Genomic DNA, 24167 nt, shown 5'->3' with positions numbered 1-24167 from the left:
TATCACGGTATTTGATACTGTGTGAGTACGTTATAAAAGATAAGAATAAAGGTTATTATTGCTGTATGCGTCATAAGCCGCAGCGCATGCAGTAGGCTACCTGCATACACTTTTTAGCCACAAGTTATGAGAAACCGATCAGTTCCGCGGTGAGTTTTTTGTCGAACTGAGTATACTAGCTTACAGCTGTGAACTTGAGGTGATTATGCTTGTTGTTTTCCGTACCCTTATTGTCGTGCTGTATGCCTTGGTAGTCTCCATTGGCGGCAGCTTATATTGTTTGTTTAGCCCACGTAATCCGCGCCATGTTTATACTTTTGGGCGCTTGTTTAGTAAGCTCGATCGTATTTTGGGGTTACGCGTTGAACGGCGTTTTGCTGATAATGCTGATCAATTTGGTAACTGTATTTATATTGCTAACCACCAAAATAATTACGATATGGTTACTGTATCAGGCATGGTGATGCCGCGTACGGTGACTGTCGGGAAAAAAAGTTTGTTGTGGATACCGTTTTTTGGCCAATTATATTGGTTAACCGGTAATATTTTAATTGACCGGAAAAATCGCTCAAAAGCGCACGATACTATCGCGCAAATTGTCGAAAAAATAAAAAATCGCAGTATTTCTGTGTGGATGTTTCCTGAAGGTACTCGCAGCCGTGGCCGCGGGTTATTACCGTTTAAAACTGGCGCATTTCATGCTGCCATTGCAGCAGGTGTGCCTGTTGTTTTAATTTGTGCCTCAGAGCAGACAAATAAAGTCAGTTTACATCGTTGGAATAATGGCGAGGTTATTGTTGAAATGCTACCTCCGATTGATACTACCGGTTATAGCCGTGAAAATGTGCGTGAGTTAGCCGACCATTGTCATCAATTAATGGCAGAAAAAATTTCGCAGTTAAATGCTGAGGTAGCAGCTCGTCAATTGCCTTAACGCATATTTTAGTATGAGCGAAATCTACAATATTTTTTGTTAATTCAAGGTTGTTTTCCTGTATTTATACAGGTTCTTTAGTCATTGATGAGCATTTGATGCATCGGGTATACGCACATTTATAATGCTCATTAATGATTTTACTGTGTAAACCGTTTTTAGATTCGGAGAGAAAGATGTCTGTCAGCCGTCGACGTTTTTTGCAGCTTACAGGGGCAACCTTGTGTGTAGGTGCGGCCTACCCTGCATTAAAAGTGCAAGCAGAGTCAGACGTGGGTGGCCAACGGCTGCCTATTCCGCCCTTATTAGAGTATCGCCATGGGCGACCACTCTTTTTGACTTTGCAATCTACACAGTGGGCTTTTAATGGCACGATGGCCTCTTTAGTGTGGGGAGTTAATGGCCGTTATCTTGGGCCCACGGTGCGAGTTCGCCGTGGTGACAATATCAAACTGATCTACAGTAATCGGTTGGATGAAGCGGTTTCCATGTGTGTGCAGGGTTTACGCGTACCGGGTATTCTTGATGGTGGTAATGCGTGGCTAATGGCCCCTAAAAAAGAGTGGGCACCGATTTTGCCTATTCGGCAAGTGGCCTCAACATGCTGGTATCATGCAGATACAATAGGGAAAATGGCACCGCAAGTTTATCGTGGTTTAGCCGGATTATGGTTAGTTGACGACGATCACTCCCGTGATCTGCATCTGCCTAAACATTATGGTGTAGATGATCTGCCGTTAATTTTACAAGATAAACGTTTTAATGCTTTTGGTGATCCCAAATATGAGCCTGATGAAAGCGGGTTTTTAGGTAATATTTTGCTGGTTAACGGTGTGCAATCACCGTTTATTGAGGTCTCGCGCGGTTGGGTACGTTTGCGTTTGGTTAACGCATCAAACGCACGCCATTTAACACTGCAATTGAGTGATGGCCGTCCGATGCAAGTGATTGCAGGGGATGCGGGGTTATTGCCTGCACCGGTGAGTGTCGCGCAATTTACACTCGCTCCCGGTGAGCGTCGAGAAGTGTTGATTGATTTAACCAATGGTAATGAGGTGTCATTAACCGCAGGTCAAGCAGCTAGTATGATTGAGCGTGTTAAAGGCTTTTTTGAGGACTCTTCGACATTAGTCTCTTCACTGGTTTTAACTTTAAAACCAGAAGGCCTATTACCATTGATGACAGATAAACTGCCTGCAGCCTTACCATCAGACGATTTTGGCCTGACAAATATTGAGCGCACACGCACATTGCGTTTAGGTGATGCTAAAAACCCAGGGATCAATGGTGCGCTGTGGGATGCTAATCGGGTCGATATTACTACACGTTTAGGCGCAGTTGAGCGTTGGATCGTAAGTACATTGACACCACAACCCTTTACCTTGCACGGTGCTGCCTTTAGGATTCAATCAGTGAACGGATTACCGCCAAAAGCGGAAGATATGGGTTGGAAGGATACTGTGTGGGTTGAGAAAGAGGTTGAGCTAGTTGTTCGTTTTGATCAACCTTCGACCGTTAAAAATCCTTTCCGGTACCGCAGTGGTATTCTTGAGTTAGCTGATGCAGGTTGTATGGGGCAATTAGTGGTTAGTACAGTGTAAGTTCAGTATTAAGTATGATAAGTGCTCTGTAAGCTAAAAAATAAACGGATAAATCATTAAAAACGCCACATATTCAGCATTCCTGAACATGTGGCGTTTTTAGTTAATGCTATATGCGTTATCTCAATATGCTCAGCACACACTGTAAATTGTGTTTTCACTTTAGCTTATCTGTTCACCACATAGTCAGTAACCTTGCAAAACAAGGCTACAACGCTAATGACAGATTAAGTAAATAGCCTACTTAGCGCATACACGGTATGTAAACACAGTGCTTAACTACGACGCAGTGCAATAGCTTCAATTTCAATTTTCACATCTTTTGGCAAACGTGCAACTTCCACGCATGAGCGAGCGGGAAATGTGGCATTGTGCTCAACAAAGAATGCCTCGTAAACGCTGTTTACAGTAGCGAAGTCATTAAGATCTTTGACAAATACCGTCATTTTGACAATGTCAGCAACACGTAAGCTGCCAGCTTCAACGATAGCACGCACATTTTCTAATGATTGACGAGCTTGCGCTGCAATATCTTCAGGAATTTCACCGGTTGCTGGGTTAACAGGGATCTGGCCAGAGGTCAGGATCATGCTGCCCAGATCAACACCTTGTACATACGGGCCAATGGCGGCAGGGGCTTTTGCTGTATTGATAACGTGGCTCATCTGTTTTCCTTTTTCAGTATACCAACAATATGTTTGTCAGTATAAAGGCTGTTGTCTGTGAAACCCAATTTCTTGTGTAAGATCAGGTGTGTTGCGATGTTCACATTACGATTGTTCGGTAACAACATCACTGGCGAACACTTTTTCGCAATATTTACACTTTAACAGGATATGGTTCTGCTGCTTGCGGACACTAAAGCCGGAGTTAATCGGTTCACTGTGGCTAATACAATTACTGTTTGGGCAGCTCAGTACCCGCTCAATAAACTCAGGCAGTGTTGGTTTTAATTTACGCACAACTTGGTAGTTTTCAATTTGATTCACACTAGCATCGGGTGCATAGATCGCTAACTGGTTGGCTTGATCCTCTGTTAGAAAAATATTTTCAATTTTGATCAAATCTTTTTGGCCAAGTGCCGCAGAGGGTAAATTTAAACCCACGGTGATCCGCTGACGAGTTTGAGAAAACTTAAACAAACTTAAGATCTTAATACCAATTTGGGCGGGAATATGATCGATGACCGTACCGTTTTTAATCGCTTCAACTTGAAGTTTATTTTCGCGATCCATAAATCACAGCTCCTTATCTTTGTATTCGATAACAATGTGTATGTGCCGTTTTGCGTGCAAATAGACTCATCAGGTCTGTGTTATTGCCAAATCAGATCGGCATTCTTTACTTTGCTAATAACTTAATCGGCATTGAGTACCAACGCTAATAGGGCTTGTCTGGCATATACCCCGTTATCTGCTTGCTGGAAGTAGTACGCATGTGGTGTGGCATCAACATCAACCGTAATTTCATCAATACGTGGTAATGGATGTAGAATTTTCATCGTACTTTTTGCTTCGTGTAGTTCAGCGGCTGTGAGTACAAATTGTGATTTTAAATTCGCATATTCTGAGGGGTCAAAACGCTCTTTTTGTATGCGAGTCATATATAAAATATCAATAAACGGCATCACCTCTTCAATACTTGGGTGCACGCTGTAGGTAATCCCTAAGCTATCGAGCTCTTCAAGAATATAATCGGGCATCGCCAGTGCATCGGGTGCAATAAAGTAGAAACGGTTAGCCTTAAATTTGGCCAATGCTTGTGTCAGTGAATGTACTGTGCGGCCATATTTTAAGTCACCAACCATGGCGATAGTAATATTATCTAACCGCCCTTGTGTTTCACGAATCGTAAACAGATCGAGTAACGTTTGGCTTGGGTGCTGATTTGCACCATCACCGGCATTGAACACGGGAATACCGTTAGAGAACTCAGAGGCTAAACGGGCTGCCCCTTCTTGCGGGTGTCGCATTACAATAGCATCAACATAGTTGCTAATAACGCGAATAGAGTCAGATAAACTTTCACCTTTTTTACCCAGTGAAGTGTTGTTGCTATCAGAAAAACCAATCACATCACCACCTAAACGCTGAATGGCGGTTTCAAATGATAAACGTGTGCGTGTTGAGGCTTCAAAAAAACAACTGGCAATGACTTTACGTTTGAGTGCGTCAGGCTGCGGATGAGCTTTGAGCTGTGCAGCGGCATCTACCACTAATTCGAGTTCTTCGCGGGTAAATTCAGAAATGGATAGGATGTGTTTGCGATAGAGCGGGTTAGCCATGGTACGATCCTCTGCATCCGGTCGAGGTGAATAGGGTGATATGCTGCAAGTTTGCACAGTATTGCGTGGTGCTCGCTTTTTGCTCAAGTAGTACAAGATGTTGACGAAAAAAAGCCCCTTCATAAAGGGGCTTTTTTTACCACGTATATGATCGGATAGACATCGGTTGCCACGATAGTTGTGGTGCTTTGGTACTGTGTTACGCAAAATCGTTGCATGGGTGGCGATGTCCTGTCATATGCAGTATAAAATGAATTGCGCGAATTATACGTTATTTACTTTTACCTGCAAGATGTGTGCAGGGGTATACATATCAAGCGGTTGATCGTTTGCGTACTGTCTCATTTTTAACAATATTTATTGTTATACGTAAGATGAAAAATGAAATTTATTTTTTACGAAATACCTTATATATAGGATGACACGATGATGTTGTAAGGCGCTTTTCACGTACCAAGTGTTGCAACCATCACCGCTTTAATGGTGTGCATACGGTTTTCAGCTTCATCAAAAACAATGGAGTGCACTGATTCAAAAACCTCGTCAGTAACTTCTAACCCTGCCATACCGTATTGTGCGCTAATTTTCTTTCCAATCGCCGTTTGCGTATCATGATAAGCCGGCAAGCAGTGCATAAATTTGACCTGTGGGTTGCCGGTCAGCTTAAGGGTATTCATATTAATCTGATAAGGTTTGAGTGCCGAGATTCGCTCTGCCCAGACGCTTTCAGGTTCGCCCATAGAAACCCAAACATCGGTATAGACAAAGTCTACTCCTTGTACACCTTTGGCTATCTCTTCGGTTAAGGTCAGCTTGGCACCGGTATGTTTTGCAATTGCCTGACATTGTGTCACCAGAGCCTCTTCTGGCCAGTAGGTTTTCGGTGCTACTAAGCGCAAATCAAGACCCATTAACGCAGCACCTTCAAGCAGAGAATTACCCATATTATTGCGGGCATCACCTAAATAGGCCAATTTCATCTCGGTGAGCAATTTGCCTTGCCCGTGTTCGAGCATTGTCAGAAAATCAGCAAGAATTTGGGTGGGGTGAAAACTGTCGGTTAAACCATTCCAAACCGGTACGCCTGCATATTGGGCGAGTGTTTCCACGGTATGTTGGGCAAATCCGCGATACTGAATACCATCGTACATACGTCCTAGTACACGAGCTGTATCAGCAATTGACTCTTTTTCACCCATTTGTGAACCCGATGGGCCTAAGTAGGTAACATGTGCACCTTGATCGAATGCAGCCACTTCAAATGCACAACGGGTTCTTGTTGAGGTTTTCTCAAAAATGAGTGCAATATTTTTGCCGCGTAAGCGCGGTTGCTCATAACCGGCGTATTTTGCTTTTTTTAACTCACTGGCAAGATCAAGAAGATAGTGGATCTCTTTTGGCGTAAAATCAGAGAGTTTCAGTAGGTTTTTGTGACGTAAGTTAAAAGCCATAAATGCATCCCTGTTCGCATATCCATGATTAACAAGCGGCTTGATTTGATTTTATATTCAATTTATTTGAGTTTTCATGCATTATCAAGCCATGTGTGGCATTTATGTTAATTAATAAAACAGCGGTGGTGAGTGTCGTGTGAGTGTGTGACAATACACAGGAATAATTCAACTCTCTGGAGGCTATATGTCAAACCGTGAATTTCTAGAAGCCCAGCAGGAAGAAACTCGACTGATTATCAGTGAACTGTTGGAAGATGGGAGTGATCCAGAGGCACTGTATACCATAGAACACCATTTCTCTGCCGAGCAGTTCGAAGATTTAGAAAAAGCCGCTGTTGAAGCATTTAAAATGAGCTATGAAGTGAGCGATGCTGAAGAGCTAGAAGTAGAAGACGGCTCGATTCTTGTTTGCTGTGATATGAGCTGTGAAGTGCCATTAAAAGCAGAGTTGATTGATGCGCAAGTCGAGCAACTGGTGAAACTGGCTGAGAAATGTGGTGTGAACTATGATGGTTGGGGCACCTATTTTGAAGATCCTGATGCTGAAGATGACGAGGATTTTGATGATGATGATGAAGAGACTGAGGATACAACGCCAACCCGTCATTAATTAGAGTTTCTTGCGTTAAAAATAAGATTACACAAATAATCAATACATTCTAAAACCGCCGTTAATTTACATTGTCGGCGGTTTTTTTTATACCTAAAAAACAGTGTGTTGTTATAGAGTGCTGTAAACAACGCTAAGTCATGTGCTGTTAAACATAATGAAAATAATGATTAATGGCTCTATTACAGTCAGAAAATAAAAGGAGTAATGTCATTTATTTATGACAATAAATTGCTCTGTTGAGTCTGTTTTGATTGTATTTGAAATATTATTTATTTCATTCCATTTCATAAGCTTATCTTAATGCATATTTATATTTAACATTTTGATTTTAGTGTTTTATTTTTAATTAATTATTATTTGATTTAATAAGAGCAACACCTATCCATTAACTGAAAGTCAGTATTTGATTAATTTCCTGTAACAATTTTAATTGTTTTGACATAATCACTTCATAGTTAAGCAAGCAACACATCACTCCTATAAAAATACGCTTTATTTCTTCATGACTTTTTAAAATGGAATGTGGAATAACTCCGATAAATAATGGTGTTAAAAGCCTTTTTAAATAAATTCTTTTATATTTTCGGGTTTATTTTGTGGCGATTATCTATTTTCTAGGCTCTCATTACTCTTATTATGAAAACAACGAAGTTAACGACAACTCCTAATCGTGCGGTTACCTTAATGGCGTGGGAAAATATAGCGGTGCAAGCACTGCTGTCTATTTCATTAAGCCTATCACCGGCAGTATATGCGGCTATTACTGAAACAAAATCACGTACTGATTCACTGGTTGTTTATCAAGTGCAATTGGGTGATACCGCCACATCTATTTCCAAACAATTTGGTTTAACGCTAGAAGAGTTAAAAAACTTAACAGTGAGGCGTATAAAAATAAGTCATTAGACTCACTGCAAATTGGCGATAGCTTATTAGTGCCTGATTTACGTTTAGGTGAACGTAAGCCTGCGCACAGTATTGCTGTGAAAATGGAGCGCGATACAGAACAACTGATTGCAGATGCAGCAACCATTTTAGCAACAGGCTCTGTGGAAAGCAGCTTGCGTTCGGCGGCATTATCAAAAACGAACCAGTCAGTTGAAGAGTGGTTAAAGCAGTACGGTACTGCGCGCGTTAACATTAATGTTGATGATGACTTTAATCTGACGGACTCTGAAGCTGATTTATTGGTCAGTTTAAAAGATACGCCAGAGATTTTCTCATTTACTCAGTTAGGTTTACGCCATAAAGAAGATCGAACCACTGTCAATGCCGGTTTAGGTCAGCGTCACTTCAATGCTGAAGATAAAGACATGTTGGGTTATAACCTGTTTTTAGATCATGAAATTGAAGCAGGCCACACCCGTGTTGGTGTTGGTGCTGAATATTGGCGTGACTTTTTAAAACTGTCGTTTGGGTGAGAGCTGGGATAAACAGCTTGATGGTGCGTCTATGGCTCACTATCGCTCATTGGCGGGTAATCGCTATGACTTGGTTGATCGTAACAACAACATTGTACTTGAGTAACATCGGCACTAATCCAGAAGCACTAAAACTTTTAGTTAACTGTTATAAATCGTTATAACGGTAACATCTGATAAAAAAAGCCCGCGAATGCGGGCTTTTTTTATGCCCTAAAATGGGCACAGTTTTTGTGGTTAGCGCGGTATTCCAAAAAGCGTGTTGCTTTAAAATAATATGTTGAGTGTAAAGAGAGATAACAACTATCAATTATACATATTGTTTTATCTTACAATTAGTTAGGTTACGCATTAACCCTATTAACCCACGCTACTCACTCAACACCAACCCCGCCACTTTTTTCCAGTAGCCGTTACAGTCGTGCTCGGCTTCTAGATGCAGTGGTTGTTGCCCTTGTTCATTAGCGCGAAAACGGCGCAGCATATCAAGCGTCTCTAACCCCAGAGGGGAGAGGCGGACAATATCCACCAGCCCTTGCATGGCATTAAGCTCATTGCCAAGGTTGTAACAGTAACCGCTCTGGGTTTGTATCCCGTTTAATGTAAAGACTTTTTGCTCTTCTTGTGAGTAGAGCACGCGGCCATTCGGGTATTTGATACAGCAGGTGGCGCACTCATCTTTTGGCAGGTCTTCGGCACGTGCGGTAAAGCAGCGGGCGGAGTACGCCAGCGGCAGGTAGCCGTAACTGAATACTTCCACTTCAAACTTATCTTGCAGCCCGATATCACGGCACTGTTCGAGCAGGTTTTGCAGCCAATCACGTGAAAGCTCAACCGGCATACACCAGCGGTTCATGCCTTGGCGGTGCAAAATTTTCAGGGTATGTGCGTTGTAGCAGTTCAATGCTGGGCCGGCGACAAAGGGCAGTTTTTTTTCGGCTGCCAAGGTCACACCGGCCAGATCATTGGCCTCGATTAAAAACTCGCCGTTATCTATCAGACGGCGCATCTGGGTTATTTCAGAGGGCGCTTCGAGCAGTGCCATGGTTGAGAGCACCACCTGTTTGCCGCTGCTGGCTAACTCTCGTGCCAGTGCAAACCAGTCTTGCACCTTCAGCTCACGCCGCTTGCTACAGACGGTTTCACCGAGGTAAACAATGTCGGCATCGGCGTGTTGGGCGGCAGTGTAAAAGGCTTCCATTTGTGCTTTTGGCCAGAAGTAGAGTACCGGCCCTAATGCATATTTCATATGTGGAGCTCCCTTTATTGCCATTTGCGGTGATACGCACCGAGGGTGGTCTGGCGGCCTTCAGATACCGCATCAAGTGCCTGCATCCACTGCGGTTGGGCGGTGAAGTTTTGCGGATCGGCCTGATAGGTATCAATGGCTTGTCGCCAGACTTTGGTGATTTGGCTGACATAGGCTGGGCTGCGCTGGCGGCCCTCAATTTTTACCGAGGCGATACCGGCAGCAAACAGCTCAGGCAATAGGCTAAGGGTGTTGAGGCTAGTGGGCTCTTCTAGCGCATGGTAGAGCGCACTTTTTTCCTGATGGGTGTTATCACAGCGGTAGCGCCCTTTGCAGAGGGTCGGGTAGCCGGCATGTTCGTTGTCGGCGTAGCTGTCTATCAGCACATCATTTAAGCGGCACTCTAGCCCTTTAGGGGTTTGCTGCCAGCGCACAAAACGGGCAGGTGAGCATGCACCAACGGTGTTGGGGGATTCACCAGTTAGGTATGAAGAGAGATAGCAGCGCCCTTCGGCCATAATGCACAGGCTGCCAAAGGCGAATACTTCCAGCGGCACACTGCTGTTGCGTGCGAGTTGTTTAACTTGATGGATAGAGAGTACGCGCGGCAGAACAATGCGTGAAACGGCAAAATTTTGCTCGTAAAAGCGAATGGCCTCACTGTTAGTGGCCGAGGCTTGCACTGAAACATGCCGCTCAATGTGCGGATAGCGTTCGGCCGCATATTCTAACATGGCAATATCAGCCAAAATCAGGGTATCGGCCCCCAGTTGTGCGGCGGTATCGACCGCGCGCTGCCAGCGGACAAACCCGTCGGGGTGAGCAAAGGTGTTGATGGCCACGTGCAGTTTACGCTGATGGCGGCGGATATAGGCAACAGCCTCTTCGAGTTTTTTTTCAGTAAAGTTCAGACCTGCAAAATGGCGGGCGTTGGTGTCGTCCTTGAAGCCGATATACACAGCATCTGCGCCATTATCGACTGCCGCTTTGAGGGCTGGAAGATTACCCGCGGGGCAAAGCAATTCCATGTGAGCGATGTCCTATTGATGAAAAAGACAAAGTCTTGATCCTAAGGGCTTTATCCTCACACAATATTGATATTTAACAGTAATTGAGACAATTTACTCAAAATAATGCAGGGTTAGACAACCTAGGCCCGATAAATAACGCCACGATGATTAGCGACCACATGCATATGAGCCTTGAGTTTTGCATGACAGATGATGTAACGCCTTGTTGTTTTTATGATTACCCAACCGAACAAATTTTTAATGTAGGCTGCAATAACTGTACGATTTGCACCTCTGGCATAGGCTGGAAGAAGTGATAGCCTTGAATACCATCACAATTTAATCCGGCAATCAGCGTGGCCTCTTCATGCGTTTCAACCCCTTCCATAATGACATGCATATTGAGCGACTTTCCCAGATTAATAATACTTTCAACAATCGCCAGTTGTTTCGGATTATGCAAAATATCGTGGATAAAACTGCGATCAATTTTCAGCTCATCAAACGGAAAATTGGCCAGATAAGCGAGTGAAGAGTAACCCGTACCAAAATCATCAATGGAAAGAATAAAACCGTGTTGTTGGAAATCATTGAGCAGTTTAGCGGCATGGGCTTGATCGGTCATCACCGCGTTTTCAGTGATCTCAAGAATAATACGCTGTGGGGGGATCTGATAACGTTGTTGCAGTGTCAGCACTTCATTAAACAAGCCCGGATTGGCAAACTGTCGGGGGGATAAGTTAATGGAAACCAAACCGGGGTTTAACCCTTGCATCAGCCAGCGTTGCAGAGTAGCAAACACTTTTTCCATGACTACGCGCCCAAGCCAGTCAATTAACCCCCCTTTTTCAGCCACAGGGATAAAGCGAGCTGGGCTGATAAAGCCCTCACTGTGGTGTTTCCAGCGCACCAGTGCTTCCATACCGATAATGCGAAAATCGCGGGTATTCACTTTCGGCTGGAAGTAGATATCCAGCTCATTACGAGTCAGTGCTTTTTGCAACTCAACTTCTAGCCACAAGCGCAAGCGCGCTTCACGGTTCATCTGCGGCTGATAACAGGCCAGCCGATTACGCCCTTGTGCTTTAGCATCATACATAGCGGTATCAGCATGTTGCAGCAAGTGGTGCGCTTGACTGCCATCAGTTGGAAAGCTGACACAACCAATGGAACATGAGAGCTGCTTACGAATCTGTTGCAGATCAAGAGGGTGTTGAATGGCACGGATCAAGCTATTGCCATACTGTTTGGCCGACTCTTGTGTGGTATTGGATAAAATAATGCCAAATTCATCGCCACCAAAATAGCCAAGAATCGCATTCTCTGGCAGATGGTTACGTAAACGCCCGGCAATCTCGATCAGCACTTTATCGCCAATATGATGGCCAAGTGAATCATTTATACTTTTGAAATTATCTAAGTCTAGATAGAGCATTGAGAGCGGCGTATTGTGGCGAATTAAACTTTGTAATTGGCGCAACGTACTGTGGCGATTGAGCAAACCGGTAAGCGGATCGCGCTGTTGTTGTTCATCTTTTAGCCGCGTTTCGGCGCGCAGCATAACCAATTGAGCAGGGTTGCCCATCTGCATAATGTTGGCAGCTTGTAAGCTTAAGCGTCTACGTGGGCCAATACGTGGGGCCGTATTCAATGCTACGGTTTGGCACTGCTGAAAAGTGATATGTAAATTGTCAGGAATATGGCCAGAGTGCGGATCACGCAAAAAATCGTGCAGAGGGTGGGAAAGTAGCGCCGCTGCGTTAGCTACGCCAAGTATATTAGCCGCTGACTCGTTCGCCGAGATAATCGTGCCCTCTTCAAGGATACAGACTCCATCATCGAGCATTGCCGTTAAATGGTGGCAGTAACGCTGTGTCTCTTGCAAGGTATCGAGCAAGCGGTGGCGCTCAGTGATATCACAGCCTTGCAGCAAATACCCTTGGTGTTGTCTCTCAGTATTGATAATAGGGGTGATACAAAAATGGTAACTGTAGGGGGATACCCCTTCTGATGACATGATCTCACCATAGACGGCCTCCCCTTTTCCTGCGCGGACAAAATAAGGAGTCATATACTGAAACAGTGCTGGAGAGAGCACGTGTGCTAGGGGTTGTGAGACCAGTTCCGAAGTATCTTTCCCTAATACAGTACAAAACTGATGATTAACCATTTGAATATGAAGCTGTAAATCGAAAACAGCAAACATAAATGAACTGTGCTGAGTCAGCATAGTGACATGAGCTGTTAACGTTGAAAGCGGCATTCAGATATCCCCAATGGCCAAAATATGGGCAATGTTAAGTTTTACGCGCTGAAAAAAGAGGGATTACCCCGATTTTTTTATCGTTTTTATTACTTATTGTCGGTAGGTTAACGGCTCATTGTGGAATAAATTAATATGTGATTTGCAGATAAGGAAGATTCTAAATGTCATATTCGTGACACAGTGCGAAATTTCAATTTTATTGATACAGACCGCTATGCGATGAGTTTGTCTGCGATAAAATCGGCCATAGACTTTAACGAGCATATTTTTATCGGGAAATCGCGACGCATAGAGGCGATAATGCAAATGTTAAGGTTAACTGTCTCGAAACAAACCACAGAGAGGTCAAGGTGCTGACGCAATTACCTGCACGCTTAGTTAATGATGCGCCCCGTTTTTTACGAATCCCGTTACAGTGGGTGCCATTTGGGGTGCAAAAGCATGCCCTTGAACAACTGCTTGGTTGGATGTTTAATCAGGCAATGGAAGATGGCGAACTGGAGTTTTTACAGTCGCGCTGGTTAAAAGTCGATATTGAAGATCTGAATCTGGTCTGGTTTATCAGTGTACAGGGTAATCGCTTGGTGGTTGCTCCGCATGCTGAGGCCGATGTCACTTTTCGTGGTAAAACCAATGATTTGATCTTAATTGCAGCCCGTTGTGAAGACCCCGACACCCTATTTTTTCAGCGTCGCTTAGTGATTGAAGGGGATACCGAACTGGGGCTGTATGTGAAAAATCTGCTCGATGCAATGGATATGACACAAATGCCAACCCCTTTGCAAATGGCACTGCAACATCTGGCTCAGTTTATTCAGCGCGGGCAGGCTCAAGATGCATTGGCAAAAAGCCATGCAACGAAACAGGTAATAACATCATGCTGATTCGAGTTGAAATACCCGTTGATGCGCCACAAATTACGGCGCTGTTATCTCGTACCTTTCCTAGCCCAGCAGAAGCTAATTTAGTCAATCAGCTGCGTGAGAATGGGCAACTAACACTGTCATTGGTTGCTGTTGATGAGAGCGGGCAATGCATTGGTTATATTGCGTTTAGCCGCTTACTGCTTAATGGTGATGATTATCATTGGGTTGCGCTCGCACCCGTGGTGGTGGATTCCGCTTATCAGCGTCAAGGTATTGGCCAAGCATTGATAAAAGAGGGGCTTAATAGCCTCAATGAATTTGGTTATGAAGCAGTGGTTGTGCTTGGTGATCCCGCTTATTATCAGCGTTTTGGTTTTCATCCGACCACCGTAGCACAACTGCCTTGCCCATGGGGTGAGTATCAGCACGCTTTTCAATTGCTCAAACTTGACAGTTTTAATCAGCCAGACGATCTGGTTATTACACAAGTTACCTATGCCGAGCCATTTAATCAGCTGTAATATTAATACTTTGCATAAAGTTTACATATCTTGACATAAATATCGGGCGACAGAGGCTACACTGTCGCCTGAGCTTACTTATGGATCGAGATACCCAAAACATGACAGCGATAACCGGTGTTACTCATACTCTTACCCGTTTTAGTGTAGCCATTATGTTTGGCCTATTAAGCCATTCAGTGTGGGCAAGTGCCCCAGACAAGGCTGCTGGGATAAAAAAAGCAACTATAGTAGGTGTTGAACCGGTTACCGAACAGGTACTAAACCGCCAGCTCCCGTTGATTGGTAATCTGATTGCACGCCAAGGGTTACGTTTACAGTCAAAAGTTGAAGCAACGCTGACGGGCATAAACATGCAACCGAGTGGGCAAGTGAAACAAGGGCAATGGCTAATACAACTAGATGATGCACAGCCCAAAGCAGCATTGGCTGAAGCTCAGGCGAATGCCGTCGATGCCGAGCGTAAACTGCAAGAGTTATCCCGATTAGCAGCACTAAAAGCGATATCCAATACTGAGTTAGAGTCACAGCGCGCCGCAGTACAAGTGGCAAAAGCTAAAGTGGCCTCTGCACAATCTACGGTAAATAACTATAAAATCACTGCCCCTTTTAGTGGTCAAGTGGGGCTATATACCCTGACTGTAGGCCAACTTATCAGTAAAGATACTGTCATTACCTCACTCGATGATCTGGCTCAAATGACGCTCGATATCAGTGTGCCAGAGAAGTTTTTATCACAAGTGAGTATCGGGTCAAAAGTCTTAGCTACAACAGAAGCTCTGCCAAAACAGAACTTTACCGGTACGGTGGTGAGCAAAGATGTACGGCTTGATGAAAACACGCTGAACGGTAAAGTACGGGTCAGTTTTGATAACCCGCAACAACAATTACGCCCTGGTATGCTCGTTAGAGCCAAGATTATGTTAGATACTCAAAAACGGCCAGTGATCCCTGCACGTGCACTGCTGTTTCAAGGCAACCAGCGGTATGTTTTTGTTATCGAAGAGGGAAAAGCGGTACAGCGCCAGATCCACGTTGAGCGCATCTACGATGATCAGGTTGAAGTTGCAAAGGGCCTGAAAGCGGGTGAGCTACTGGTGGTTGATGGTACTGTAAAGGTACGTAATGGCATGGCGGTAGAGGCAAAATTGATCACCCCTTCTACGCCAAACGCAGATAGCGCACCACAGAGTGCCGCGCCTGTAGCAACCTCTTCCACATCGGTTGGGCAGGTGTAGCCATGAAATTAGCCGACATCTCGTTACGTCGCCCTGTGCTGGCACTGGTCATCAGTTTACTGATGATGGTTTTTGGTTTGGTCTCATTTAAGCAACTTGAAGTGCGCGAGATGCCTGAAACCGAAAAACCGATTATCTCCATCAGCACCTCTTACAGCGGTACATCTGCGGCAGTGATGGAGAGCCAGGTCACTAAAGTACTTGAAGATCAGCTATCAGGGCTATCAGGTCTAAGCTCTATTCAATCAAGTTCACGGTATGGGCGTTCAAACATCAACGTTGAGTTTTCACCCACTCGTACGTTAGATGATGCTGCTAATGATGTGCGTGAAGCCGTATCGCGTGCTATCCGCAAATTACCCGATGATGCCGATACCCCAATAGTCTCGAAATCAGGGAATAATGATGATGTGATCATGTGGATCTCACTGGCAGGCTCAACGCTTGATCCTGTCGCATTATCACGGTATGCCACCGAAGTGCTAGAAAAGCGCCTGCTGCTGGTAGACGGTGTTAGCTCTGTCAATATGTCAGGTTATCGTGATTTGGTGATGAACATTCGCCTTGATCCAGCAGCGATGGCTGCGCGAGGTGTTACCGTTGCAGATATTGATAATGCCCTGCGCAAAGAGAACGTTGAGCGCCCTGCTGGTGAGTTGCGTACCGCAGATTTACAAATGTCAGCCCGTATTAGCCGTGCGTTCAACTCGGTGAATGATTTTGCACACCTTGTGGTGCGTAGCGATGCGAAACACCCAATCTACTTAAGTGATGTTGCCAGTATTGAAGAGGGCGCACGCGATTCAGACTCGCTCTACCGTGCTAATGGCCAAAACGTGGTTGGATTGGGGATTGTTCGTCAATCTCAATCGAACACCGTTGCTGTCACCAAAAACGTTAAAGCTGAACTTGAACACCTAAAAGCCAACTTACCAAAAGGGGTTTCGATCACGATTGGTTTTGACAGTGCAGAGTTTATTGAAAGTGCTATTGATGAAGTTTATAGCACATTAGCTATCACTGCTGGTTTGGTTATCCTCACTATTTACCTGTTTTTGGGCAGCCCACGTGCCACCCTGATCCCAACCATTACCGTACCGGTATCACTGGTCGCTGCGTTTATTTCTGCACTGGTTTTTGGGTTTTCAATTAACTTAATCACCTTAATGGCACTGGTTTTAGCCATTGGTTTGGTGGTGGATGATGCCATCGTTGTACTAGAAAACGTGCATCGACACATTGAAATGGGGCGTTCACCGCTGGCTGCTGCGTGGCATGGTACAAAAGAGGTCGGGTTTGCTGTGGTAGCAACCACTGCCGTGTTGGTAGCTGTCTTTGTTCCGGTTCTCTTTTTGACAGGGACAGTTGGGCGTATTTTTGCCGAATTTGCCATGTTACTCAGTGCCGCGGTCGTGTTTTCCAGTGTTATTGCCTTAACGTTGACTCCTGTTATGTGCGCAAAACTGCTGCGTCCACAGATGTCACAAAACAGGCTGACCCGCTCATTTGGGCAAGGCGTGAGCTGGGCATCAGCTCAATATCGCCGCTCATTGCAAATGACACAACGTCATCCATGGTGGGCTCCGGTAGTGCTGGTATTGCTCCTTGGCGGCTGCTATCTATTGTATCAACACATCCCACAAGCCCTTACGCCGAAAGAAGATCGGGGCAGTATTTTTGTGATGACTCGTGCAGCAGAAGGTGCAGGTCCAGAGTTAATGCAGCGCAACATGCTAGAGCTAGAAAAGCGCCTACATCCGCTGTTAGAGCAAGGTATAGCTGAAAACATCACCGTACGTACCCCTGGTTTTGGTGGGGGTGTGAATACCGGAATGGCGATGATTACCTTAAAACCGTGGGATCAACGAACCCAAAAAGCGGGCGATTTGGTAGGGTTTATTGCAAAAGCCACACAAGATTTATCTGGAATAAGCATTGTACCTGTACTGCCTTCTAGTCTACGTGGTGGCTCTGATAATCCTGTACAATTTGTACTGGGTGGGCCTGACTATACCCAATTAAAAGGCTGGATGGATAAATTACAACAAGCGGCCAGGGCCAACCCAGGATTAACCGATATTGATATTGATTACCGGGAAACTACGCCTGAGATGATATTGGATGTCGACCGCTCTTTGGCAAACCAACTGGGTATTTCAGTTTCTGATATTGCGAGCACACTGCAAAGTGTACTCGGCGGTGAAAACGTGACAACCTTTGCCAAAAATGGAGAGGAGTTTGATGTCTATTTGCGTGGTTTAAAGCAAAATTTCCGTGGTGTTGAAGATTTAGCACAGATCTATTTACGCGCTAAAAATGGCCAATTAGTATCAATGTCGACCTTAATTCATGGGCAAGAGCAGGCCTCTGCATCGACCTATTATCACTATAACCGCAACAAATCGATCACCTTATCGGCGAATCTTGCCGCAGGGTATGATTTAGGTCAGGCACTGGATTATCTTGATCAACAAGCACGGACGTTACTACCACCACAGGCGATGATTGACTATAAAGGTGAATCGCTCGAATATCGTACCAATCAAGGCAATATTATGTTTGCCTTTGGTATGGCGATGGTGGTGGTATACCTGTTCTTAGCGGCACAATTTGAGAGTTTTGTGCACCCGTTTGTTGTTATGCTCACTGTACCACTAGGAATTGCAGGTGGTCTGTTTGGATTATGGATAACCGGTATGTCGCTCAATATCTATAGCCAACTTGGGCTAATTATGTTGGTTGGATTAGTAACAAAAAACGGTATTTTGCTGGTGGAATTTACCAATCAGTTACGCGATAACGGCTACTGTTGTGCGGATGCAATTTTAGAAGCAGCCGAAAAGCGGTTTCGCCCAATTATGATGACAGCTCTGACGGCCATTATCGGTGGGATCCCTCTGATTGTTGCCAGTGGTGCAGGTGCAGAAGGGCGACAAGCGATTGGTATTGTTGTGGTTTTTGGGATGAGTATCGCGCTGGTATTAACCTTATATATTGTACCGGCAATGTACGCTTTATTGGCTAAAAATACCGACTCCCCTGATGCAGCAAGCCATGCACTTGATAATGCTTTACAAGAAGATGTCGCGCGCAACAATATATCGACACACACTCCTATCTAATTAGCGTTCCTCTTTAACTTAAGCAAAAGCCTGCTCTTTTCCGAGCAGGCTTTTTTTCTGGTTGTCTGATCATGTAAAGCTTATCAACCGTTTTGTTAGCGCGATCGAAAACTGAGGAATTGACAGCGATTAAGTTGTAGCACCTCCATAAAATAAAGACTTTTCAGGGAGGAGAGACAATGAAAACAACGTTTGGCATGCTTTTAGGGGGGATGTTACCCCTGTGTGCGGTTGCCGCAGATGTTCCTTTAGGCACCGACCTTGCCAAACAGCAAGTGGTTGTGCGGGCAAACGGGAAAGATCCGTCCATGCTCGATCCTAATATCGCCGATACCGATTTTGCAACGCAAGCTGTGCTATCAGACCTGTTTGAAGGCTTAGTGCAAGAGGGCGCGAACGGTGAAAATATGCCAGCTCAAGCTGAACGCTGGGTTACTTCACCCGATGGTAAATCAATGACATTTTGGCTGCGTGAAAATGCCCGTTGGTCTGATGGATCGCCAGTAGAAGCGGCTGACTTTGTGGCCGGATGGCAGCGCGCAGTTAACCCAAAAACTCGATTAAGTAACCGAAACTACATGGCTGAAGCCGGGATTGCCAATGCCGAGTTGATTGGTCGAGGAAAATTGGGCCCTGATAAACTGGGTGTCAGTGCATTAGAGCCAAAAGTGCTGCAAGTGACCTTTGATAAACCCATGCCATTTTTTATGTCGATGCTCTCATTACCGGCATTTATGCCTGCCCCTCTACACCAGATCAAACGTGGTATTAGCTACCCACAAGCTCCGTTTTTAAGTAATGGTGCATTTATGCTTGCAGAGTGGGTGAATGGTAAATCTTTACGGTTAAACAAAAATAACCACTATTGGGAGAGCAGCAAAACCGTACTGACAAGCGTGATTTATCTACCAAAACCATTTATAAAAAACGATATTGCACACATTGATGGTGGGCAATTGCACATGACAGATAGCATTCCTGGTAGCCAATATCGAGCAATTCAAAACAGTGTGCCAGAATCATTACGCCCTTTTAATTTACTTGGGTTATACCAATTAAGCCTCAACAACCGCCGCCCTCCGCTGGTGGACAAAAATATCCGTCAAGCACTCTCTATGGCTGTGAATCGTGAGTTAGTCACAGATACGCTCAGTGGTCAGCTTGTGAAACCGGCCTATACTGTTATCCCCGATAATGTGCCAGAGTACCTTCCGGTGAGTGTTGAATTTGCTAATGAGCCTTTTCGTTTACGTCAAGATCAAGCGCGTAAACTGCTGGCACTGTCCGGTTTTACGCCGGATAACCCGCTGCAAATTACCCTCTCATACCGCGATGATGATGAACAAGAGCGTCTGGTCAACTCCGTTGCCTCTATGTGGAAAGTGATCGGCGTAAAAGTTGAGATGAATCGCTTAACTGATCCCGCTTTTCGGGCGACACGGTACACCAATCACTATGATGCGGTTGCCACTTATATTTATGGTGACTATAACGAACCCTCAGCCTTGTTGAATGATTTTCGTTGTTATAGTTTGGCGAATTTAAGTGGTTACTGTAATAAAGAGTTTGATCTGATTTTAGACAGTGCACAATCGGCCACCGCGGATAAACGAGGGGTACTATACCGTCGTGCAGAAGAGCTATTATTAACATCAACACCGCTTGTTCCTGTGTTTCACGATACTAAAACACGGCTCGTCAGTGCAACATTACAAGGTTTACCACAAATTAGCCCACGAGGGGTCGTCTTGAGTAAAAATTTGTATCTGAGTGCATATTAGTGATGGGTCTATAAGAGTATAAGTGTTTTTTTAAGAGAGTATTATTTTTTAAATATGAACATCTATCTGTTCAGCGAAGTAAAAGAATAGACTCTCTGCTTTTTTATTGCCAATTGTTTTTGATTGTAATGTTGTCTATTTTCTTGTGTTTAAATACACTCTTTTGTCTCTTTTATTTATTCGTGATGCCATTCACATAGAAAGTCAGTATTAAAGCCAATAAGAATAAAAGTGATCTTGGTCAAGTTAATTATTTAGGTGATGCGTAAGATATTTAAAAACATACTATTATTTACAATGTCATGTTGTTTATACAATAGATGTTTAAAAGTAACCTGTGATTTATGCAGTGTACAAAATAAGGTAGGGCAATGTTAGTACAACTCGCGTTTCGCATAGAATATGGAAATGAAATGTTTCTGGTCGGTACTCGACAAAAACATACACTTGCTCAGTTGCCTAAAGACATTCCCACCCAATGGAGAGAGTTTAAAAAAACATTTGAGAAGTTATGTGAAAGAAGCGCCTTATATGGCGTTATTTGTAGCGCAGACGAAAATGTAATAGAGTACATGTGTGGTGTAGAGGTTTCACCTTTGCAGTTTGCATCTGAATATGTAGGTAAAATCATTATCCCTCAGCAAAAATATGCTGTTTTTTTACACCGTGGGCATATTTCAGCCATTGGCGCATCATGGGATGATATACTGCAATAGCGTATGCCTACGTTAAAGCTTAATGATGCAAAAACACCAAGTTTTGAGCGTTATACTGAAAAATATGATGCAGAAACAGGGCTTGGTGAAGTAGAGATATGGTGTCCCATTAAATAAATATTGATATAAGCTGAATAAATGCTATAAAATATTACTCTAGTTTTTATCGTAAACTTATTTTGAATAATAGATGCTTCAGGAGGGGATGTGAAAGGCTTGTCTATCATGAAACATATCCGCCGGACAAGGCATTTAATGATGCCTGTATACCGGAGCTATTTTACATACGCATTTTTTATCTGCAGGTAATACTGACGGAATATTGATAAGAAGCCAGAGCTGATTATCGTATGCCGTATCATCCCTTTAAGAGTTATTACAGTCATTCCTTATTGACTCTTATTGTCGATTGCTTAGTGCATAATCTGGGTTATAAGTTGGTTGCTTTATTTAAAAAGCAAACTTATGGAATTTGCATGTCTATGTAAATAAACATGTATGTATTCATAAATACATTAAATAGATAATTTTTATCTAAAGAAATGGATGTTATGGATATAACAGATTATTGCATCAATAGGGCATACATCAATATTCTTATACGCTGGCGACATATCCTATTTGCGACAGATGTCTTCCTATTTATTGTTAATAACAGTTAGCAAGGGAACGTTTGTCTATATTTTTAAAAATTATACGGTTAATAATATAATGAAATCATTAAAAATAGCGGCCAGTGACAGTACTTTATCTTGCTTTGATAGTGAACGTGAAATCTCTTCACTGAACAACACTGATTTTTCTGATATTGGTGCCATTGTTGTTTCTCTTAATGATATTAAGCACGGTATCTTAAATAAACTGCACCATACTGGCTTAAATATCCCTGCATTTGCTGTTGTACACGAAGGCGAAGAGTTAACATCAGAGGTGTTGCCGCAGGTGCAGGGTGTTTTTGAGCTAGGTAAAGAGAGCACTGATTTTTACGGTAAACAACTTGAGTCAGCCGTATCCCGTTATGAAGACAATCTGCTTCCACCCTTTTTTAATACGCTAAAAAAATATGTAGAAATGGGGAACTCAACTTTTGCCTGCCCAGGGCATCAAGGGGGGCAATTTTTCCGCAAACACCCTGCTGGTCGCCAATTTTTTGAGTTTTTTGGCGAAACCCTATTCCGTTCTGACATGTGTAATGCTGACGTGAAACTCGGTGATCTGCTGATCCATGAAGGTGCGCCTTGTGCTGCACAAAAACATGCAGCAAAAGTCTTTAATGCAGATAAAACCTATTTTGTACTTAATGGCACATCTGCTTCCAACAAAGTTGTCACCAATGCACAGTTAACCCGTGGTGATTTAGTGTTGTTTGATCGTAATAACCATAAATCAAACCATCATGGCGCTCTGTTGCAAGCTGGCGCTACACCGGTTTATCTGGAGACCGCTCGTAACCCGTTTGGTTTTATTGGCGGTATTGATGCGCACTGTTTTAATGAGCGATATTTGCGTGATGAGATCCGTAAAGTTGCGCCAGAAAAAGCGGCCGCTCAGCGCCCGTTCCGTTTAGCGATTATTCAGCTCGGCACGTATGACGGTACTATCTACAATGCACGTCAGGTGGTGGATACTATCGGCCATCTGTGTGATTACATTCTGTTTGACTCAGCATGGGTAGGTTACGAGCAGTTTATTCCGATGATGAAAGAGTGCTCACCGTTATTGCTCGATCTGAATGAAAATGATCCGGGTATTATCGTGACCCAATCGGTGCATAAACAGCAGGCTGGTTTCTCACAAACCTCGCAAATCCATAAAAAAGATCGCCATATTAAGGGGCAAGATCGCTACTGTAACCACAAACGCTTTAACAACGCCTTTATGATGCACGCATCAACCAGCCCGTTCTATCCTCTGTTCGCGGCACTAGATGTCAACGCGAAGATGCACGACGGTGAAAGTGGTCGCCGTTTGTGGATGGACTGCGTGAAAACCGGTATCGAAGCACGTAAATTGCTGCTCAACACGTGTAGCATGATCAAACCGTTTGTACCGCCTATGATTGACGGGCGCAAATGGGAAACGTTTGATACTGATGTCATGGCCAATGATCTGCGCTTCTTTGATTTTGTGCCGAATGAAAAATGGCATGCCTTTGAAGGTTATACCGCGCACCAATACTTTGTTGACCCGTGCAAATTTCTGCTGACCACATCGGGTATTGATGCCGCCAGCGGTGAATATACTGAGTTTGGTATTCCGGCCACTATTTTGGCTAACTTCCTGCGCGAAAACGGCATTATCCCTGAAAAATGTGATTTGAACTCGATTTTGTTCCTGCTCACACCGGCAGAAGATCTGGCTAAAATGCAGCATTTGATTGCCCAGATTGCCCGCTTTGAACATTTGGTTGCCGAAGATGCACTGCTGAGTGATGTACTCCCAAGCATTTATCGTGCGTACGAAACCCGTTATCGCGGCTACACCCTGCGTCAGCTCTGCCAAGAGATGCACGATCTGTATGCTAGTTATAATGTTAAGCAACTACAAAAAGAGATGTTCCGCCAGTCTCACTTCCCGAAAGTGATGATGAACCCGCAAGATGCACACCTTGAGTTTGTACGTGGCAACGTTGAATTAGTGGCGCTGTGTAAAGCTGAAGGGCGTATTGCGGCAGAGGGCGCACTGCCTTATCCACCGGGTGTACTGTGTGTTGTTCCAGGCGAAGTGTGGGGCGGGGCGGCGCAGCGTTACTTCTTGGCGCTAGAAGAGGGGATTAACCTGCTACCGGGCTTCTCACCTGAGTTACAAGGGGTGTATATCCAGCAAGAGCCTGACGGCACACAACGGGCTTACGGGTATATGATCAAACAATAAGTCAGTCAGCCATAGTCAGTTAGCGTTATATTGGCTAACGCGGATATCGCATTCACCATGCCCTTCCTACCGAAGGGCGTTTTTTATGGCGCTTGAGAGGCGCTTACAGCCGTTTTTTTTGTGTATGATACCACTTGATAAATCACAACCTCACAACGACACTCTCAGCATGCCAGAAGAACAGACCTGTTTTGACACACACCTCTCTCATACTCAA

At 44.2% G+C, this 24167-nt stretch carries 21 protein-coding genes; 14 read left to right on the top strand and 7 right to left on the bottom strand.

All coding sequences use genetic code 11. The annotated features are described in order from the left end of the window. Positions 1 to 205: 205 nt before the first annotated feature. Positions 206 to 934 (top strand): 1-acylglycerol-3-phosphate O-acyltransferase, encoded by a 729-nt coding sequence (locus ACRC53_RS01800; RefSeq protein WP_438641862.1) that lies wholly within the window; start codon positions 206 to 208, stop codon positions 932 to 934. A gap of 176 nt (positions 935 to 1110) precedes the next feature. Next, complete coding sequence (gene ftsP / locus ACRC53_RS01795) at positions 1111 to 2535, top strand: cell division protein FtsP (protein WP_438641861.1); 1425 nt, start codon at positions 1111 to 1113, stop codon at positions 2533 to 2535. A gap of 275 nt (positions 2536 to 2810) precedes the next feature. Here ftsP and ridA read toward each other — a convergent pair whose 3' ends face one another. The 4 genes from ridA to argF all read right to left on the bottom strand — a co-directional run bounded on the left by ridA (position 2811) and on the right by argF (position 6270). Continuing rightward, positions 2811 to 3200, bottom strand: a complete 390-nt coding sequence (gene ridA / locus ACRC53_RS01790) for a 2-iminobutanoate/2-iminopropanoate deaminase (protein ID WP_438641860.1) — start codon at positions 3198 to 3200, stop codon at positions 2811 to 2813. A 105-nt stretch (positions 3201 to 3305) separates the two neighbouring features. After that, on the bottom strand, positions 3306 to 3770 hold the full coding sequence (gene pyrI / locus ACRC53_RS01785) for an aspartate carbamoyltransferase regulatory subunit (protein WP_438641859.1): 465 nt from the start codon (positions 3768 to 3770) through the stop codon (positions 3306 to 3308). A 122-nt stretch (positions 3771 to 3892) separates the two neighbouring features. Then, on the bottom strand, positions 3893 to 4819 hold the full coding sequence (pyrB, locus tag ACRC53_RS01780; protein ID WP_438641858.1) for an aspartate carbamoyltransferase: 927 nt from the start codon (positions 4817 to 4819) through the stop codon (positions 3893 to 3895). A gap of 446 nt (positions 4820 to 5265) precedes the next feature. After that, positions 5266 to 6270 carry an ornithine carbamoyltransferase gene (gene argF / locus ACRC53_RS01775; RefSeq protein WP_438641857.1) on the bottom strand — a complete coding sequence of 335 codons (1005 nt, stop codon included), beginning with the start codon at positions 6268 to 6270 and terminating at the stop codon, positions 5266 to 5268. A 187-nt stretch (positions 6271 to 6457) separates the two neighbouring features. On the opposite strand from argF, the gene rraB reads away from it, so the two are divergent. From rraB to ACRC53_RS01755, 4 genes are all read left to right on the top strand, one after another. Next, positions 6458 to 6883 (top strand): ribonuclease E inhibitor RraB, encoded by a 426-nt coding sequence (rraB, locus tag ACRC53_RS01770; RefSeq protein ID WP_438641856.1) that lies wholly within the window; start codon positions 6458 to 6460, stop codon positions 6881 to 6883. 687 nt (positions 6884 to 7570) lie between these two features. After that, positions 7571 to 7792, top strand: coding sequence for a LysM peptidoglycan-binding domain-containing protein (locus ACRC53_RS01765; protein ID WP_438641855.1), 222 nt, complete (start codon positions 7571 to 7573; stop codon positions 7790 to 7792). Positions 7793 to 7821: 29 nt separating this feature from the next. After that, the gene (locus ACRC53_RS01760; protein WP_438641854.1) at positions 7822 to 8307 is read left to right on the top strand and encodes an inverse autotransporter beta domain-containing protein; all 486 of its coding nucleotides are present in this window, start codon (positions 7822 to 7824) and stop codon (positions 8305 to 8307) included. Then, a complete protein-coding gene (locus ACRC53_RS01755; RefSeq protein ID WP_438641853.1) occupies positions 8300 to 8413 on the top strand; it encodes an inverse autotransporter beta domain-containing protein in 114 nt (37 codons plus the stop codon). The genes ACRC53_RS01760 and ACRC53_RS01755 overlap by 8 nt, the downstream gene beginning before the upstream one ends. 264 nt (positions 8414 to 8677) lie before the next feature. Here ACRC53_RS01755 and ACRC53_RS01750 read toward each other — a convergent pair whose 3' ends face one another. From ACRC53_RS01750 to ACRC53_RS01740, 3 genes are all read right to left on the bottom strand, one after another. Next, entirely contained in the window at positions 8678 to 9556 is an 879-nt protein-coding gene (locus tag ACRC53_RS01750; protein WP_438641852.1) for a U32 family peptidase, read from the bottom strand. A 14-nt stretch (positions 9557 to 9570) separates the two neighbouring features. After that, entirely contained in the window at positions 9571 to 10584 is a 1014-nt protein-coding gene (gene ubiU, locus ACRC53_RS01745; protein ID WP_438641851.1) for a ubiquinone anaerobic biosynthesis protein UbiU, read from the bottom strand. 220 nt (positions 10585 to 10804) lie between these two features. After that, positions 10805 to 12829 (bottom strand): sensor domain-containing protein, encoded by a 2025-nt coding sequence (locus ACRC53_RS01740; RefSeq protein ID WP_438641850.1) that lies wholly within the window; start codon positions 12827 to 12829, stop codon positions 10805 to 10807. A gap of 353 nt (positions 12830 to 13182) precedes the next feature. On the opposite strand from ACRC53_RS01740, the gene ubiT reads away from it, so the two are divergent. The 8 genes from ubiT (at position 13183) to speF (ending at position 23950) form a co-directional block, all read left to right on the top strand. Beyond that, complete coding sequence (gene ubiT, locus ACRC53_RS01735) at positions 13183 to 13716, top strand: ubiquinone anaerobic biosynthesis accessory factor UbiT (protein ID WP_438641849.1); 534 nt, start codon at positions 13183 to 13185, stop codon at positions 13714 to 13716. Beyond that, complete coding sequence (locus ACRC53_RS01730) at positions 13710 to 14219, top strand: GNAT family N-acetyltransferase (RefSeq protein ID WP_438641848.1); 510 nt, start codon at positions 13710 to 13712, stop codon at positions 14217 to 14219. The genes ubiT and ACRC53_RS01730 overlap by 7 nt, the downstream gene beginning before the upstream one ends. An 80-nt stretch (positions 14220 to 14299) precedes the next feature. Beyond that, on the top strand, positions 14300 to 15457 hold the full coding sequence (locus ACRC53_RS01725) for an efflux RND transporter periplasmic adaptor subunit (protein ID WP_438641847.1): 1158 nt from the start codon (positions 14300 to 14302) through the stop codon (positions 15455 to 15457). 2 nt (positions 15458 to 15459) lie between these two features. Next, the gene (locus ACRC53_RS01720; RefSeq protein ID WP_438641846.1) at positions 15460 to 18579 is read left to right on the top strand and encodes an efflux RND transporter permease subunit; all 3120 of its coding nucleotides are present in this window, start codon (positions 15460 to 15462) and stop codon (positions 18577 to 18579) included. 179 nt (positions 18580 to 18758) lie between these two features. Then, complete coding sequence (locus ACRC53_RS01715) at positions 18759 to 20360, top strand: peptide ABC transporter substrate-binding protein (protein WP_438641845.1); 1602 nt, start codon at positions 18759 to 18761, stop codon at positions 20358 to 20360. A 371-nt stretch (positions 20361 to 20731) separates the two neighbouring features. Then, positions 20732 to 21076: a GyrI-like domain-containing protein gene (locus tag ACRC53_RS01710; RefSeq protein WP_438641844.1), complete on the top strand. Its 345-nt coding sequence runs from the start codon at positions 20732 to 20734 to the stop codon at positions 21074 to 21076. A gap of 207 nt (positions 21077 to 21283) precedes the next feature. After that, complete coding sequence (gene speFL / locus ACRC53_RS01705; protein WP_438641843.1) at positions 21284 to 21385, top strand: leader peptide SpeFL; 102 nt, start codon at positions 21284 to 21286, stop codon at positions 21383 to 21385. Between the two features lie 402 nt (positions 21386 to 21787). Beyond that, the gene (gene speF, locus ACRC53_RS01700; RefSeq protein WP_438641842.1) at positions 21788 to 23950 is read left to right on the top strand and encodes an ornithine decarboxylase SpeF; all 2163 of its coding nucleotides are present in this window, start codon (positions 21788 to 21790) and stop codon (positions 23948 to 23950) included. Positions 23951 to 24167 lie beyond the last annotated feature (217 nt).

This window comes from Plesiomonas sp., assembly GCF_051652165.1.
Taxonomy (GTDB): Bacteria; Pseudomonadota; Gammaproteobacteria; order Enterobacterales; family CAMTGL01; genus Plesiomonas.
This window is presented reverse-complemented; position numbering and strand designations above follow the sequence as displayed.